Source organism: Pandoraea sp. NPDC087047 (assembly GCF_044745225.1).
Taxonomy (GTDB): Bacteria; Pseudomonadota; Gammaproteobacteria; order Burkholderiales; family Burkholderiaceae; genus Pandoraea.
In genome coordinates this window covers 120181-135278 of sequence record NZ_JBIUZU010000001.1, presented here as the reverse complement: position 1 = coordinate 135278, position 15098 = coordinate 120181, and the positions used below count along the sequence as shown (strand labels likewise).

Below are 15098 nucleotides of genomic sequence, written 5' to 3'. Positions count from 1 at the left end.
GGACCACCGCCCGGACCACCGCCCGGACCGGGGCCGCATCCGCCACCGCCTCCCCCTCCGCCGCCACCCCCGCCGCCACCCCCGCCGCCGTATTGGGGCGGTGGATGGTATGACCCTGTGGCTGCGGCAGTCACCATCGGGGTGTCGGCAGCGATCATCGGCTCGACCGTCGCCTCGCTGCCGCCCAGTTGCGTGAGCACCGTGGTCAACAACGTCGCCTACCAGCACTGCGGTTCGACGTGGTATCAGCCGGTCTATTCCGGCCCTACGGTTCAGTTCGTTGTGGTGACGGCACCGCACTGACACGCCTGCCTTCTCAACGTCGGCGCCGGACGTTCAATCCGGTGCCGATGTTGAGCAGGCTTTCATGCACGCTTGTGGGTGACACGGCGAGAACGTTATCCTTGCGCCCATGAACCGTCGCATTCTCATCGCTCCCGAAGACGTCGAACTCACCGCCATGCGCGCGCAAGGCGCGGGCGGCCAGAACGTCAACAAAGTCTCCAGCGCCATCCATCTGCGCTTCGACGTCATGCGCTCGTCGCTCCCCGACGAGGTCAAGTCACGCCTGCTCTCCCGGCTCGATCACCGCATTACTCAAGACGGCGTGATCATCATCAAGGCGCAACAGCATCGCTCGCAGGAACTCAATCGCGCAGACGCGTTAGCGCGGCTGCAAGCGTTGGTCGATGCCGCAGCCGTCGTGCCTCGACGCCGCGTGCCGACACGCCCGACGCTCGGCAGCCAGGTACGCCGCCGGGACGCCAAGCAGGTCCGGTCTCGTGTCAAGGCGTCGCGCGGCAAGATTCATTCTGGTCGCGACGATTGATGCTAATAATTATTAGCATCGACAAGTGAAAGCTAATTTCAATTAGCTCATCCACGAAATGTGCGTGAGAAAATGCTAATATAAAGCATCATTTTCCGATAAAAGCACATTGCTATGAGCTTAATGGAACCGCTAATCGCGGCACGCAAGGACGCCGGATTGACGCAGGCCGAACTGGCCGAGCGGGCCGGACTTTCCCGCATGACCGTACAAAAAATGGAGTCCGGCGCGTTCGACCCGCGCATGTCGACCCTGCTCGAGATGGCGCGCGCCCTCGGCCTCGAACCCATGTTCGTGCCGGCCGAGCTGCGACAGGAAGTCGAAGCCTTCCTGCGCTCCGGCGGCAAATATCTCGCGCAACCGAGCGGCGTGTCCGCCCCGCCATCCATCGTCCAGACGCTGGGCGGCTGACCGCCACGTCGACGTTCCGACACGCCGACATCCGAATGGAATCCCCGCCATGAACATCAAGTACCTGCGTACCTATCTCCACCAACCCGACGGGACGCGCCGCGCCATCGGCTATCTGTCGCAGTACGGCGACATCCTGCGCATGTCGTTCGACGAGGACTACATTGCGGATGCCCGCCGGCCCGTGCTCTCGCTCGCCTATCGCGGGGCCAACGAGGCGGCGACACGTGCAATTCTCTCGTCGCCGCAGGACGTCCGCCTCGTGCGCACCGACGGGCGCTGGCCCGTCTACTTCGAGAATCTGCTGCCCGAAGGCCATAACCGCGAGCGTCTCGCCGCCGAGCGCCATTGCAATCCCGACGACGAGTTCGAGCTGCTCGCCGCCGCCGGTCACGACCTGATGGGGGCGCTCGAAGTCGAACCCGTGCCCGCGCGCGAAGGCGTGCCGGACGTCGTGCATCGCTGGCATACGGCGCTGGGGCTCGAAATGGTCGAACCTGGCTTTGTCGACACGCCCGTGGAAGATGCCGCGTCGCTGCCCGGCGTGGTAACGAAATTCTCCGCCGTGCGCGACGGGCGTCGCTACGTCGTGAAGCGTCAGGGACGTGCAGGCTCGGTCATTCTCAAGTTGCCGACGACGCGCCACCCCGATCTCGTCGAGAACGAATTCACGGGCTACCGGCTGTGCGAGGCGCTCGGGCTGGATTGCGCGAAGGCCGAGATCATCTCGCGGCGCGATGCCGAGCTGCCCGAGCAGGTGCCGTTCGAGCACATTCTCGCGGTCCCGCGCTTCGACCGTCTTCCGGACGGGCGGCGCGTGCATATGGAGGAGTTCGCGCAGGTGCTGCAGTACCCGCCGCGCAGCAAGTACGGGCGCGGCCTCGACGTCGACTACACCACGATGTTGCGAGTGCTCGATCAGCTCTCCGGAGCACCGGTGCGCGACGTGCGCGAGTTCATGCGGCGTCTGATCGCCTTCATCCTGCTCGGCAACACGGACGCGCATCTCAAGAACTGGGCCCTCATTTATCCCGACGCGCAGACACCGCAGTTGGCGCCGGTCTACGACCCGGTGTGCGTCGCCGCCTTTTTCCATGACGTGCCGCCCTCGCACTACGGCGTGAACCGCGCCATCGACAAGACATTGCGCGCCTTCGACTGGAACGCCCTTGAAGCCCTCCTCAAGGGGGCCGGCCTGCTGCGCGTGAGCCGTCTGATGACCATTGCCCGCGAGACGGTACGCGACGCGCAAGCCCACTGGCCCGCTCTCCTCGACGACGCCCCCGGTGCCGTAAGGGGCACCGTACTCGAGCGTCTGAACGGCGGCGTGGCCCTGACCGCTTGAATCCCCCTGTGGGCATCAGGCAACAAAATATTATCCGGGTGATATTGCAATTCTAATAATACCCGGATAATATTTGCCGGCATCGACCTTACGCTATCGCTACCGGAGTCTGCCGTGCCTGCTCAATCCCTCGGATATACCGTCTTTCGCGACAAGCGTCGCATTGCGTCCGGCTCGCTTGCCGACGCCGCCATCGCCTTTCAACAAGCGATGCTCACCGACCCGAATGCGTCGGTCATCATCTTCGACAACCTGACGGGCGACACCCGCGATGTCGACGTACGCGGGACAGCCGCCGACATCCGTGCGCGCTATCCGGCCCCGGTATCGGCACCGGCGGTAACGCCCGAAGCCGAAGCGTCCAACGACACCCCCAAAGGCCGTGGCCGCCCCAAGCTGGGTGTCGTCGCGCGCGAAGTCACCCTGCTCCCGCGCCATTGGGACTGGCTCGCCTCACAGCGCGGCGGTGCGTCCGTCGTCCTGCGCAAGCTCGTCGACGAAGCCCGTCGCGCGAACCTCGAGCGCGACCTGCTGCGCCGCGCACAGGAGCGTGCCTATAGCTTCATGTCGACGATGGCGGGTGACCTGCCGCAGTTTGAAGAGGCGTCGCGCTCGCTCTTCGCGCAAGACTTCAACGCGCTGGAAGCGCGCATCGCCGACTGGCCGGAAAACGTGCGCACGCATTTGATGCGGCTCACGTCCACGGACGATCTGGCCGACGCCGCGACGTAAGGGCATACCGAGTGACAGGGGGGTGTCGCATCGCGTCGCCCTTAACTAGTAGGGCTGCTTAAGCCCGCCCCCCAGCCACCCGAGTCCCATCAAGCCCCCTGAGCGAGGCGCAGCCGCGCCCCGTCTCGCCAAATTCCTGATTTCACGACTCCCCGGGCGAACCGCCGCACCGGATAGGCCCCGCTTTGCCTGTTGCTTTTGCAACGGCGCATCGCCCACCAACGTTCAGGTCTCAACCAAGGAATATCGACCATGACGCAACAAACTTCCGCCCCACCGTCGCCACCCAGGCCACTGTGGAAAACATGGCTTCTGATCGCCGTGCCCATGATGCTCACCAACGCGCTCCAGTCCATCGCGGGCACGGTCGACGGGATCTACCTCGGCCATCTGATCGGCACCGACGCCATCGCGGCCGTCTCGGCGTTCTTTCCCGTCTTCTTCTTTCTGCTGGCGATCGTGATCGGCTTGTCGGCCGGTGCCACGGTGATGATCGGGCAGGCCTGGGGGGCGAAGGATCGGGTCCGCGTGCGGCACATTGCGGGCACGGCGCTTGTGATGATGTTCGGCGCGGGCGTGCTCATCAGCGTCCTCGGTGGCGCGTTCGCAACGCCGCTCATGCGCGCGCTCGGCACGCCGGAGCGCATTCTCGACGCCGCCACACTGTACGCCCGCTGGATGCTCGTCGGCATGCCCGTCGTCTTCCTGCTGTGGCTCACGACATCGATGAGTCGCGGCACGGGCGATGCCGTCTCACCGCTCTTTACCCTGCTCATCGCGACATTGCTCTCGCTGGCCCTCACGCCGGCATTCATCTTCGGCTGGGGGCCGTTCCCGGCGCTGGGCGTGGCAAGCGCGGTCGCATCGACGATGCTCGCGTTCACCGTCGCCCTGATCTGGACGGCCGTGTACTGGCGACGCAAGGGCCATCCGCTCGCCCCCGATCGGGACCTTTGGCATGCGCTGCGGTGGCATCCGGCGCTGGCGCGCGGCATCCTTCGAATCGGCGTGCCGAGCGCGATTCAGATGTTGACAATGGCCATCGCCGAAATGGCGCTGCTCACAATGGTCAATCGCCACGGGGCGAACGCGACCGTGGCGTATGGGGCCGTCACGCAAGTGATGAGCTGGTTGCAGCTTCCCGTGATGACATTGGGCATTACCGCATCGATCCTGTGTGCCCACGCCATCGGCGCTGGACGCAGCGAACGTATCAGCGCCATCGTGCGCGCCGGACTGCTGTGCCATCTGGGACTGACCGGGAGTCTGATCGTCGTGATCTATCTGGTGGCACCCACGATCCTGAGCGGGTTCCTGACCGACCCCGACGTGCTGTCGCTGGCGACGCAACTGCTCTATATCGTCGCCTGGAGTGTGCTCGTGATGGGCACGACAGCGATCATGACCGGCGCCATGCGCGCCAGCGGCAAGGTGTGGGTGCCGATGCTGCTCGGCATGATCGGACTGCTGGGCATTGAGGTGCCCGCCGCCTGGGTCTTCGAGCGGATCGCCGGCATCACCGGGATCTGGTGGGCGTATCCGCTCGCGTTCGTCGCCATGCTGGCGATGCAGGGGCTGTGTTACCGGGCTTTCCGGCGCGCGTCGCGACGTGCCCAGACGAAAACCACCATGCCGGCGCAGGAGAGCAAGGCACCCACCCAGCCGGTCGACGTCCAGCCATAACCCGCACTGATCGCCACGCCGCCGAGCCATGCGCCGGCGGCGTTGGCCATATTGAACGCGGAATGGTTGAGCGCCGCCGCAAGGGTCTGCGCCTCGCCCGCCACATCCATCAGACGAATCTGCAATGCCGGGCCAATGATGATGATCGTGCCGATGGCCAACACATTGACCCCGGCCAGCCACGGATTCGACGACGTGAACGTGAACGCCACCAGCAGCAGCGCCGACCAGATCAGTGTGCCGCCGATGGCACGCATGAGCGTCGCGGCGGCTACGAGACGCGGCCCGATGATCGTGCCGCCGACCATGCCGACGCCGAAGAGCGCCAGATAGAACGGCACCCACGCTTCCGGCACGCCAGCGACTTGCATGAGCGTGGGCTTGATGTAGCTGAACACGGCGAACATGCCGCCGAAGCCGATCGCACCGATACCGAGCGTGAGCCACACCTGCGAATTACGCAGCGCGCTAAGTTCGCGCAGCGGGCTGGCGCCATGCGGTGCGGGGGCATCCGGCACCCAGCGCCAGACCAGCACGGCGGTCAACGCACCAATGATGCCGACGAGCACAAACGCCGCACGCCAACCGAGCCACTGACCGAGCCCGGCGGCGAGGGGCACGCCGAACAGCGTAGCGAGCGTCAACCCGAGCATGATTTGCCCGACCGCATGCACGCGACGATGCGGCGGCACAAGCGACGCCCCCACGAGCGCCGCCACCCCGAAGTACGTCCCGTGCGGCAGTCCGCTCAGGAATCGCAGCACGATCAGGGAGAGGTAGCCGGGCGCGAGCGCGCTGGCGAAGTTGCCGACGGCAAACATCGCCATGAGCGCAATCAGAAACGCACGGCGCGGCAAACGCACACCGAGCACGGCAAGCAACGGCGCCCCGATCACGACACCCAGCGCGTAGGTGCTGATCGCATGGCCGGCTTGCGGAATCGAGATGTCCAGGCCTTTGGCGACGTCCGGCAGCAGGCCCATGATGACGAACTCGCCGGTACCGATGCCGAAGCCGCCCATGGCCAACGCCACGAACGACAGCCAGACGGGAATGGACGACGGCGGCAATGCTTCAGTCGCCTCGGCGGGGAGGATTTGGGGGGCACTCATTGGGATTCGATCATGACAGCCAGTGCGACACTGGCGATGGTTGTCGGTAGCGACAAGGGAAACGGCATCGGGTGCTACGCCACGTTAGCAGGCGCAGACAACTCGTTCAAAGAACGCGATTTTACGTGAACACGACAAACCATGCAGGCCCACCCCCGCAACGCAGCATCATCAAAACGTCACATTGACGGGCGAATCGCACCGTTTTGGGAATCTAACCCCGCACTGCAATATAGCGTCACGCCGAACCTCGACGGCTCCCGTGCAATGGATCCGCACACAGTGGCACACCGCAAAAAAAACCGGCCCAGTGGGTGGGCCGGCAACCTACGGTTGCACTCCGGTCGCGGGAACCGGATGCAATCGTATTGGGGGTCAGCGGTAAGCGGCGCTTCGCGTGTTCTTGCCTGTGGTTGCACAAGCGTGAGCGCCACTCACCGGAACTGTCGATCAATGGGTTCACTGCATCAGTGATGCTTTTTCGAATGCCACTGACCGGACTGCTCATCCTTTTCGTACGTTTTCTTCACGGCACTCCAGGCGACTTTGTGTGCCGTCTCCTCACGCGATTCGTGCCCGCGCCGCTCGCCCGGCGCCTTGTATTCATCCCAGGCGGAATTGAATGCCTCGAGATAAATCTTCTGAGCGTGCGCCGGCAGATGGTCTTTCACACTCGCCGGCAATTCGTGGGTCTGTCGATACGGCATGACGGATTCTCCTTGTGCGGGGTCAGATATGCCCCATCACGACGAGCAACACCACAATCAGTACGACCAGCCCGATACCGCCGGATGGGTAATAGCCCCATCCCCGGCTATGCGGCCACGCAGGTAGCGCACCGACCAACAACAGAATCAAAACAATCAACAAGATGGTGCCAAGCATAACTCTCCTCCCTTGCCGATCCGACCATGACTAATTCGTCCCCACCGCCGCTACCTACCGCTGCTACCGATCATCCGCGGACCACGTCGCACCAAGGCGACATATTTGCCGGGGGGCCGGTTCGGAGGCTCCTCCACCGGCGGGTCCAGCGGTCGGTCGGGCGGGGGCATCGGCGTCGGGTCGTCCTCATTAGGCGGCGACTGCGGCGGCGGTGTCCCCGGCGGCTTGCCCGGGTCGAAAGGCTCAGGCAGATGGGCATACAGGCGGGGAGCCTGCGTCAGCCGGCAGATTTCGATTGAGCTCGGCATGAGCAAGTTCTCGTGCGGCTCAATGCCAATACGGGTCGACGGTGTAATACGTATGCACCTTCTCGGCCCAATGCATATCGGCCATACTCGGCCAATGATCCTTGTCGAAGCCCGGCGCCTTCTTGAGGGCTTCCTTGTCGATGTTGAGAATGAAGCGCTTGTTCTCGACGTCGAGCTGCAAGGCATGCCACGGAATGGCGAACAGTTTGTCGCCCATGCCGAGAAAACCGCCGAAAGACAACACGGCGTAGGCCACCGTGCCGCGCTGCACGTCGAGCATGATGTGCTTGACTTTGCCGAGGCTCTCGCCTGCGGTGTTCACGACGTCTTCGGCATCGAGCGTATCGGCTGCCATCACCGACGGTCCCGGACCATCAGGCAGTTTGTGAGCTGCACCGACGATGCGGGCACCTGATTGACCTGTTTGGGGCGTCTGGCCCCGGCCGGATTGCATGGTCATGACTATCTCCTTCGTCCAGTGAAGTCGAGGCGCGGGTGGCGCGCCTTCGACATGGCGCGAGTACGGATTCGTTCGCGGCCTGTTGTGATGACTCGAGCAGTGCTTAGGCGGTGCCGGTGTGGTACCTGGGCAGCACCTAGCGACACTTAAGCGATTACTGAGCCATTACCTTGATGTCGTCCTTGACGTCGACGACGCCATCAACACCCTTGACCGTGTCCACGACGAGGGTCTTCTGTGCCGGCTGCGGCACCGAGCCCGTCAGATGGACCACACCGTGACGCGTCGTCACGTGCACCTTGGTGGATGGCACGTCCTTCTTGGCGAGCAACTCGGCCTTGACCTTTGCGGTCAGCGCAGAGTCATCGATCTTGCGACCGGTGTCGCTCATGGCGCCGCTGGCGTTATCGGCAATCTTGATGATGCCGCCCTGATCGAGGGCGTGCGCCGCGATACCCGTGGTAGCCAGTGCGCCGGCCATGATGAGTTTGAGCAAATTAGCGTGCTTCATTGTTGACCTCCCGAAATAAGTCGTCGCATCACCGGCATTGCTGCCACGGGGCGTCACCTCCTGCACGTTCACCGTGCGGCACCCATACGACGACCGAGTCTTAGGTGATACATCCCCTCGCCCGGAGATGCCCGGTCTTGCGTTGTCACCGGCGTCCTCGCTGAATCCCGGACCCCGTACTACGCGGTTCCATGCGGCGAGCGTGACACGTCGCCTGCATCAAATCTTGTGCCCTCCTGGCTTTCGCCCGGCCGGCTCATCGCCTTGCTGCGACGCTCATGGAGCTGGTTGTCGACGCCGGTCACCCCGGCGATATGCCCGACTTCCGTTTGCACCACGTGCTGCATCCATCGCTGCGGCACATAGCCGGTCAGCAGCACCAGCCCGGACGTCACCGTTACTTCGACGTGAGACACATCGAGATCGCGGGCCGCCGACAACACCTTGCGAATCTCGTCGTGAATGGCGATATCGGCAGGCGCCGGGCGACGCGAGCGGGTGTGAACTGAACCAGTTGCCGTCTCACGCGGCTTGCTGTCCACGCCAGGGCTCGCGCGCCCTCGCTCTGCACTGCCACCACTACGGCCCCGACTCCCTGTTGCCTGTCCGGCTACGCCTCGCTCATCCGTTTCATTCGTTCGGTCACGAACCTCGGGTTGCGCGCCGACCGTGCCCTCCGGCCAATCGACGTCACTCGTCTGCGACGGACTCGTCACTGTCGGCTGCGCGCCACCGGCGTCCCGACCGGTCCCTGCATAGTCGTCATGCGGCCCGTAAGCACTCTCCCGACCGAACCTCGGGTGTGCGCCCGGCGCAGCGTCCGCTGGCCCATAACCGCTGTCTTCACCGTGGGCAATCTCGGGGGCGTAGCTATGACCACCCGATGCCCCCTTGTCGTCCGCTTCAGCCTTTCCGCGCTTGGGCGTCGATGCGCCAAGCCAAGCCGGATCGGACTGTTTTTTCGCGTGTGCCGTCTGTGCGTCACGAGCGACCGACTGTCTGGCCTCATGCGGCTCGGCCCCGTCCGGGGCATCCGGCGCACCGGGGTACGCCCCGTTCGTCTCGGCGTCACCGTCTTCGTGCGTCAACGCCTGCCGTTCATACTGCGTTCCTTCGTCAGCCGCCCCGCGTTTCGAGGGCGATGTTGGCGACGGGGGGGTGCGCTTCGCCATGACAAACTCATTGACTGCCGTCCGTGCTGTCGAAACCGTCACCGGACTTGTTGAAATCGATTGTAGAGAGCAGGTTTCATTCAGCGAATCGGCGGAATCTGAAAGACGTGTAGGCGGACGCTGGCAAAACGCACGCAGCCATCGAAAGACGGAATTTCTCGAAGAAAATATGACTATAAATCAATTGCTTAATGCAATTTCCTGAAGTAATGAAGGAGGAGGAAAAACGACGCGAAGCCCGAGCGAAGACACGGGCGGTGGCACCCGTCACTCGCACACTATCGGAAAGATCCTACGTCTTGAGTTTGATCGAGACGCTCAGAACGCCCAGAACGCCCATCAAGCGCGCTCAGCGGCGGGCGCTGGCGCCACGGCATCGTCGGCCGCCGCCATGACGACGCGATTACGGCCAGTGGCCTTGGCGCGGTAGAGCGCATCGTCCGCTGCCTTGACCAGGGCGTCGACCGTCTCGCGCCCGCGCGGCTTGCGGCATGCCACGCCGATGCTCACTGTCACGTGGGCGAAATCGCTCGCCGCGTGCACGAGGTTCAACCGGTCGACGGCCAACCGGATGCCCTCGGCAACCCTTTGTGCTCCCAGCGCATCCGTATCCGGGAGCACGGCGATGAACTCTTCGCCACCGTAGCGTCCCGCAGCGTCGGACGGTCGTTGCAGCGCCGCCCCGATGGCGCCGGCCACCGCAGCGAGTGCGGCGTCGCCCGCTTGATGTCCATGGGTGTCGTTGTAGCGCTTGAACCAGTCGATATCGATGAAGACCACCGCCATCGAATGTCCCACGCGACGCGTGCGCCGCCACTCGCTGGCGAGCGTCTTGTCGAGCGAACGGCGATTCGAGAGCCCCGTCAGACCGTCGGTACGAGCGAGCAGCCGTAGCTCCCGCTCGGCCCGCAAGCGCCGCCGCAACTGGGCAGCCAGCAGGATCGAGGTGAGGACAAATCCGGCGTTCAACAACAGGAATAGCCCACCGAATTCGACCACACGCTTGTGCCACGGCGCGAGAATCTCTTCGCTGGACATCACAACGATGAGCGTCAACGGCACGCTGCTCAGAAATCGTCGCGACATCAGGCTGTCGCGCCCGAGAAAGCGCATGGGATAGATGCGCCGGTCGTCACGTCCTTCCGGCAGCGCTTCATAGCGGCCAGTCTGCGCGAGCGTGAGGCCGATTACGGAGGCGTCGTAAGGCTTGCGCATGAGAATCGCACCGTCCTTGCCGAGCAGAAGGATCACGCCGTCGCGCCCTACCTCGATGTGATTGAACAGTTGCCGGAAGTACGCCGTATCGACCGCCAGCGACACCACACCGCCAAACGAGCCGTCGCCACGCGTGATACGCCGGCTCAGCACTATCGTCGGTGCGCCACCACGAAGACGCGAATGGATGAAGCCGCTTACGAAGAGCCCAGCGTGCGGATTGTTGCGATGGACCGTGAAGTAGTCCCGATCCGAGAAATTGAACGGACGCGGCACGTCGCTCTGTGCATCGATGACGACGTTGCCGTCGGCGTCGAGCACCACCAGCGAGCCGATGTAGTGCGACGCCCCCGATCGCTCGAAGATCAGTTCGCGGCGCAACGCGGGTGCCATGGCCTCCACGTCGGGACGTACGAGCAGCGTCACGACTGCGTCGAGCGATGCCTCGTACAACTGGAAGTTGAGATCCAGATCGCGCTCCAGCACCTCGGCGATGTTGCGCTGGTTGTCCGCCGCGCGGGCGAGCACCAGCAGCCGACCCTCGTAGAGCAACGCCACGGCCACCGCCATGACCAACAGCGAGATCCCGACGCCGCTCCAGACAATCAGCGTCGGCGTGCGCACCGCCCAGCGCGCGGCTGCGCTCACCGTCACTGCGAGGCGTGCCCGCCACCGTTGCATCGGCATTCCTCAACGTTCTCCTTGAATGCTCTCCTCGCTCACCGGCCCTGCACGACGAACGCCCTTCCCCTCACGCCATGCACGCTCGACATGCATCACGCCGCGAAGTCGGCCGCCATGTCGGCATCGGTGCGGGCCTCGAGCCGCCCGTCGCGACAGGCCTTGCGAAAGACTTCGTAGTCACGTTCGACCTGGTCGGCGTAGTCCGTCGAGTAATGAATCAGCGCCTCGCCCAGACGCATGCCCTTGCCGATATATCCGACCATTTCGGCCGCACGTCCGCCCGCTTTGGCGTGCGCCCTGGCGAGCACCCAGCCGCACAGGGCCGCATACTCCCGGAAGCCGTCGGCACGGAACAGCTCGAACTGCGCCGAGACCTTCATGTCGCGCAACTGACGTCCATAGATATAGCGACCGAACGGGCCGGAAGCCCAGCCGAGAAAGGCGTCGGAGGCGGCCTGCATCAGCCGCTGCCCTTCGACGACGCGGCGCCCCTCCTGCCTGGGCGTCACATTCTTGAAAAAGCGCGAGACGACCGATTTCGACGCCTCCTTGAATTGCAGGAAGAGCGGTTGCTCGTGGGCATCCATCATGAGCAGCACCAAACACCGCGTGCCCACGCTGCCCACCCCCACCACCTTGAACGCCAGATCCTGCTGCGTATAACTCTCCAGCATGCGGGCACGATCGGGCGGCAAGGAATTGACGTAGCTTTTGTAGACAGGCTCGAACAGCGTGCGCCAGTCGCCCAGGCCGAGCCAGTCGTCTTCCGGACCGAACAATGTCGTGGCCCCATGCACATGGAAGACGGTGGGCGGCGTGTCGCGAATCTGCCAGTGATCGCCGACGTGCTGGGCGAACTTCGGCAACACGTTTTCGTGAGTGCGTCCGATCGCGCGGGCGATGCCCCGCTTGACGCCCTCGCGCACACGATCGGTCCCGGCCATCTCCAGCATGCGCTCGAAGGTGATCTGCTCGTGCCAGAGATCGATGGTCGGCATATGCGCGTACTCGTTGAGCCGACGCGCATAGGTATCCACGGCCGTGCGCACCATCTCCACCCCAAGGGTGTCGCCGAAACCGAATTGCCGGGCCGAGAGCACCAGACTCGCGCACAAACGCTTCAGATCCCACTCCCACGGTCCGGGCGCCGTCTCGTCGAAATCATTCAGATCGAAGATCAACGCGCGCTCGGGCGTGGCGAAACCGCCGAAGTTGGCCAGATGGCAGTCGCCGCAGATCTGCATGGTGAGCCCGCTGTTCGGCGTGCCCGCCAGATCGTGCGCCTGGACGATTGCGCTTCCGCGGTAAAACGCGAAGGGCGACGCGAGCATGCGTCCATAGCGCAGCGGAACGAGCGCCGTCACGCGCCCTTCGCTACTTGTGCGCAGCAGCGCCACGATATCCCGGTCGGTGTTGCCGAGATGCGAATGGCTGCCGCGCGGCGTCTTATCACGTAATTGGCGTCCCACCGCGAGGCGCGTCTCGAATGGCACGACCGGCCCGGGGGCGGGCGGCGGGGGCGATGTCTCCGACGGGGCGGCGGCAGGCTTTGAGGAAGGCGTTGCGGAAACCGCGGCTTGCGCGAGACTTGCCTTTGGCGTCAACGACTTAGCGGGCATGACCTGCTCCTTGTTCTTGTGATGCGGAGGCCGCGGGGGGCGATGCATGGCCGTCAGCCGGGGGGCGCGCCGGCGCCGGATACCAGTGTTCCGGCCGGATCGTGAGCGGCGAATGGGGCTGTTCTTCGAAGTGCGGCGACATGATCTGTACACCGTAGCGATTGAAGACGTCCTGAACGTTTTCGTGCAGCGCCGAGATCGCGGCGAAGCGCGTGGAACAATCGCGCAATGTCGCGAAGACCTCATATTCGACGTAGAAGTCCGACAGCGCGCGTTGCAGGACGTACGGGGCCGGCTGGGCGGCCACCTGCGGGGTCTGGGATGCCGCCTCGATCAACATGGCGTGCACCTGCCGCCACGGCGTGTCGTAGCCGATGGTCAGTGTCGTGCTGATGGCCACGGCGCGCCCGCGACCCTGCGCCGTGAAATTGCGCACGGTCGAGGCCACCACGACCGCGTTCGGGATCGTCAACGCTTCCTGCGCCAGATTCACGAGCTTCACGGAAAGCGCATCGACACCGACCACCACGCCTGTCGCGTCGCCGATCGACACCAGATCGCCCTTCTTCATCGAGCGGCTGTAGATCACGACCATCCCACTCATCAACTGATTGACGATGCCGCTCGAGCCCAGCGTGACCATCAGGCCCAGCAGGACCGACAAGCCTTTGAAGACATCGCTCTGCGCCCCCGGCATATAGGGATAAGCAAAGGTCAACGCCAGCCCCCAGACCACCACGGACACCACACGCCGTGTGGCCCCTGCGGTCTCCGGGTGCATGCCGGGAATCGCGAGGCGCCCGCTCTGCACGGCGTCGAACACGTTATTGACAAGACTCTGGAGCGCGCGCGTCAGCAGGAAAATGACGACCACCGTCAGCACCCCGGGGATCGCACCGGCCACGCCGATTCCGAAACGGTCGACCAGCGACCAGAGGAAGTTCGACAAGCGCCCGGCCATCGGCTGACTGGCCGGGAACTGCATCAGCACGAAGATCAGATAGAGATAGGCGAAGGCCAGCGCCAGACACACGGCGCCGATCTGAACGACCTGATGCACGAGATGGACGGCCGACCCGGTCCAGTCGAAGGTGCGGGCCGTGCGTTGCAGGACACGCTTCTCGAACGCGGTCTGCAATCGCGTCTCCAGACGCGTGCGCGTGCGGCCAACGCCGATCACGAGCACTGCAAGTATCACGGCACCGAACGCACTGAGGGCGACGCCCCGCAGGATCGTCGGCAAGTGAAGCTGGTCACGGCGCGCGGCGAAGGCGATCTGAAGGTTTTGCTGAACGTCGGCGACGGCAGCATCGAGCGTTCGCGGATCGCCCTGCGCCAGATCGTCGGCCGTCATGGCGAACAGAATGCGGTCCTGAACGCGGAACGCCACGCCGGAGATGCCCCCGAGCGAAGCGCGCAATACGTCGACGGGCGATTCGAAGGCCGAGCCGGACAGACTGTCGAGCACCGCCCGGGCTCTCGCCGCCCGCACCTCGGGCGTGGCGCCGCCGAGGGTACCGCGAAACGTCACGACGGGACGATCCATGAAGCGCAGCTCAACGCCGTCCTGCGGATTGTCGGCCGACACTTGAGCGCCCGGCGCGGACCGGACAGCCTGACCGGACTCGCCGTCGTTATCTGTCGAACTCGCTATCGAACTCGCCGCCCCTGACGCAGACGGCACCGCAGGGTTTGCCGAAATCGCCGGAAACACCGGCGCCGCGGCCATCCCACACACCACCAGCACTTGCAACAGCCCCATGCGAATGCGCATATCACGGCTCCTGCGGGCAAGTTGGCCACCAAGATTGCACTCATTAGGAGGAAATCCTACGGAAATCAGGCAAAATCGAGGGCTGCTGTATTTCGCCCCTGCTCGTGCGCAGATTTCGTAGCCCCGACGGGTTGCCACCGGCACATTGCATGCACGACGCCACTTGCGGTTATTGCCGAAGACGTCGGCCCGGGGGCGGGTATGGACGGATTATTCACTATGGCATCGGCACTGTCGAGCATCGGCGCAACGGGCGCGGGCATGCGCGGACATCCGCCGATTCCCTGGCTCTCGGAAGTATTCCAGCGCAACCCTCAACTATCGGCCCCCCATGCCGATAACTAGTTAAGCGGGACTT

General features: G+C 64.2%; 17 protein-coding genes. 8 read left to right on the top strand and 9 right to left on the bottom strand.

The features are described from left to right. Positions 1-117 precede the first annotated feature (117 nt). From ACIPHM_RS00545 to ACIPHM_RS00520, 6 genes are all read left to right on the top strand, one after another. The gene (locus tag ACIPHM_RS00545) at positions 118-303 is read left to right on the top strand and encodes a hypothetical protein (protein WP_400323249.1); all 186 of its coding nucleotides are present in this window, start codon (positions 118-120) and stop codon (positions 301-303) included. Between the two features lie 109 nt (positions 304-412). Then, positions 413-829 carry an alternative ribosome rescue aminoacyl-tRNA hydrolase ArfB gene (gene arfB, locus ACIPHM_RS00540; RefSeq protein WP_400323246.1) on the top strand — a complete coding sequence of 139 codons (417 nt, stop codon included), beginning with the start codon at positions 413-415 and terminating at the stop codon, positions 827-829. Between the two features lie 114 nt (positions 830-943). Next, the gene (locus tag ACIPHM_RS00535) at positions 944-1240 is read left to right on the top strand and encodes a helix-turn-helix transcriptional regulator (RefSeq protein ID WP_400323243.1); all 297 of its coding nucleotides are present in this window, start codon (positions 944-946) and stop codon (positions 1238-1240) included. Between the two features lie 49 nt (positions 1241-1289). Then, a complete protein-coding gene (locus ACIPHM_RS00530; protein ID WP_400323240.1) occupies positions 1290-2585 on the top strand; it encodes a type II toxin-antitoxin system HipA family toxin in 1296 nt (431 codons plus the stop codon). A gap of 114 nt (positions 2586-2699) precedes the next feature. Beyond that, positions 2700-3317, top strand: coding sequence for a DUF2239 family protein (locus tag ACIPHM_RS00525; RefSeq protein ID WP_400323237.1), 618 nt, complete (start codon positions 2700-2702; stop codon positions 3315-3317). Between the two features lie 252 nt (positions 3318-3569). After that, positions 3570-5000, top strand: coding sequence for an MATE family efflux transporter (locus ACIPHM_RS00520; RefSeq protein ID WP_400323234.1), 1431 nt, complete (start codon positions 3570-3572; stop codon positions 4998-5000). On the opposite strand, the gene ACIPHM_RS00515 is transcribed toward ACIPHM_RS00520, so the two are convergent. The 6 genes from ACIPHM_RS00515 to ACIPHM_RS00490 all read right to left on the bottom strand — a co-directional run bounded on the left by ACIPHM_RS00515 (position 4898) and on the right by ACIPHM_RS00490 (position 9448). Continuing rightward, positions 4898-6112 (bottom strand): MFS transporter, encoded by a 1215-nt coding sequence (locus ACIPHM_RS00515; protein WP_400323231.1) that lies wholly within the window; start codon positions 6110-6112, stop codon positions 4898-4900. The two genes, ACIPHM_RS00520 and ACIPHM_RS00515, sit on opposite strands and share 103 nt — an antisense overlap. A 467-nt stretch (positions 6113-6579) precedes the next feature. Beyond that, positions 6580-6819: a ChaB family protein gene (locus ACIPHM_RS00510; protein WP_400323228.1), complete on the bottom strand. Its 240-nt coding sequence runs from the start codon at positions 6817-6819 to the stop codon at positions 6580-6582. A gap of 22 nt (positions 6820-6841) precedes the next feature. Continuing rightward, positions 6842-6997: a DUF3309 family protein gene (locus tag ACIPHM_RS00505; protein WP_400323225.1), complete on the bottom strand. Its 156-nt coding sequence runs from the start codon at positions 6995-6997 to the stop codon at positions 6842-6844. A gap of 327 nt (positions 6998-7324) precedes the next feature. Next, on the bottom strand, positions 7325-7765 hold the full coding sequence (locus ACIPHM_RS00500) for a PRC-barrel domain-containing protein (protein ID WP_400323222.1): 441 nt from the start codon (positions 7763-7765) through the stop codon (positions 7325-7327). Positions 7766-7919: 154 nt separating this feature from the next. Beyond that, a complete protein-coding gene (locus ACIPHM_RS00495) occupies positions 7920-8276 on the bottom strand; it encodes a BON domain-containing protein (RefSeq protein ID WP_400323219.1) in 357 nt (118 codons plus the stop codon). A gap of 179 nt (positions 8277-8455) precedes the next feature. Further along, entirely contained in the window at positions 8456-9448 is a 993-nt protein-coding gene (locus ACIPHM_RS00490) for a BON domain-containing protein (protein ID WP_400323216.1), read from the bottom strand. Here ACIPHM_RS00490 and ACIPHM_RS00485 point away from each other — a divergent pair. Then, the gene (locus ACIPHM_RS00485) at positions 9447-9653 is read left to right on the top strand and encodes a hypothetical protein (protein ID WP_400323213.1); all 207 of its coding nucleotides are present in this window, start codon (positions 9447-9449) and stop codon (positions 9651-9653) included. The genes ACIPHM_RS00490 and ACIPHM_RS00485 overlap by 2 nt on opposite strands. Positions 9654-9787: 134 nt before the next feature. Here the strand turns inward: ACIPHM_RS00485 and ACIPHM_RS00480 are convergent, their stop codons facing one another. The 3 genes from ACIPHM_RS00480 to ACIPHM_RS00470 form a co-directional block, all read right to left on the bottom strand. Next, the gene (locus ACIPHM_RS00480) at positions 9788-11350 is read right to left on the bottom strand and encodes a diguanylate cyclase (protein ID WP_400323211.1); all 1563 of its coding nucleotides are present in this window, start codon (positions 11348-11350) and stop codon (positions 9788-9790) included. An 89-nt stretch (positions 11351-11439) separates the two neighbouring features. Further along, entirely contained in the window at positions 11440-12966 is a 1527-nt protein-coding gene (locus ACIPHM_RS00475; RefSeq protein ID WP_400323208.1) for a DUF2252 domain-containing protein, read from the bottom strand. Then, positions 12956-14740, bottom strand: coding sequence for a mechanosensitive ion channel family protein (locus ACIPHM_RS00470; protein WP_400323205.1), 1785 nt, complete (start codon positions 14738-14740; stop codon positions 12956-12958). The genes ACIPHM_RS00475 and ACIPHM_RS00470 overlap by 11 nt, the downstream gene beginning before the upstream one ends. 219 nt (positions 14741-14959) lie before the next feature. Between ACIPHM_RS00470 and ACIPHM_RS00465 the strand changes: the two genes are divergently transcribed. Continuing rightward, complete coding sequence (locus ACIPHM_RS00465) at positions 14960-15085, top strand: hypothetical protein (RefSeq protein ID WP_400323202.1); 126 nt, start codon at positions 14960-14962, stop codon at positions 15083-15085. Positions 15086-15098: the final 13 nt, after the last annotated feature.

Coding starts and splice junctions, on each gene's coding strand:
- ACIPHM_RS00465 (WP_400323202.1), top strand. CDS start 14,960: ATGGCATCGGCACTGTCGAGCATCGGCGCAACGGGCGCGGGCATGCGC.
- ACIPHM_RS00495 (WP_400323219.1), bottom strand. CDS start 8,276: ATGAAGCACGCTAATTTGCTCAAACTCATCATGGCCGGCGCACTGGCT.
- ACIPHM_RS00475 (WP_400323208.1), bottom strand. CDS start 12,966: ATGCCCGCTAAGTCGTTGACGCCAAAGGCAAGTCTCGCGCAAGCCGCG.
- ACIPHM_RS00530 (WP_400323240.1), top strand. CDS start 1,290: ATGAACATCAAGTACCTGCGTACCTATCTCCACCAACCCGACGGGACG.
- ACIPHM_RS00520 (WP_400323234.1), top strand. CDS start 3,570: ATGACGCAACAAACTTCCGCCCCACCGTCGCCACCCAGGCCACTGTGG.
- ACIPHM_RS00510 (WP_400323228.1), bottom strand. CDS start 6,819: ATGCCGTATCGACAGACCCACGAATTGCCGGCGAGTGTGAAAGACCAT.
- arfB (WP_400323246.1), top strand. CDS start 413: ATGAACCGTCGCATTCTCATCGCTCCCGAAGACGTCGAACTCACCGCC.
- ACIPHM_RS00500 (WP_400323222.1), bottom strand. CDS start 7,765: ATGACCATGCAATCCGGCCGGGGCCAGACGCCCCAAACAGGTCAATCA.
- ACIPHM_RS00490 (WP_400323216.1), bottom strand. CDS start 9,448: ATGGCGAAGCGCACCCCCCCGTCGCCAACATCGCCCTCGAAACGCGGG.
- ACIPHM_RS00480 (WP_400323211.1), bottom strand. CDS start 11,350: ATGCCGATGCAACGGTGGCGGGCACGCCTCGCAGTGACGGTGAGCGCA.
- ACIPHM_RS00485 (WP_400323213.1), top strand. CDS start 9,447: ATGACAAACTCATTGACTGCCGTCCGTGCTGTCGAAACCGTCACCGGA.
- ACIPHM_RS00470 (WP_400323205.1), bottom strand. CDS start 14,740: ATGCGCATTCGCATGGGGCTGTTGCAAGTGCTGGTGGTGTGTGGGATG.
- ACIPHM_RS00535 (WP_400323243.1), top strand. CDS start 944: ATGAGCTTAATGGAACCGCTAATCGCGGCACGCAAGGACGCCGGATTG.
- ACIPHM_RS00505 (WP_400323225.1), bottom strand. CDS start 6,997: ATGCTTGGCACCATCTTGTTGATTGTTTTGATTCTGTTGTTGGTCGGT.
- ACIPHM_RS00515 (WP_400323231.1), bottom strand. CDS start 6,112: ATGAGTGCCCCCCAAATCCTCCCCGCCGAGGCGACTGAAGCATTGCCG.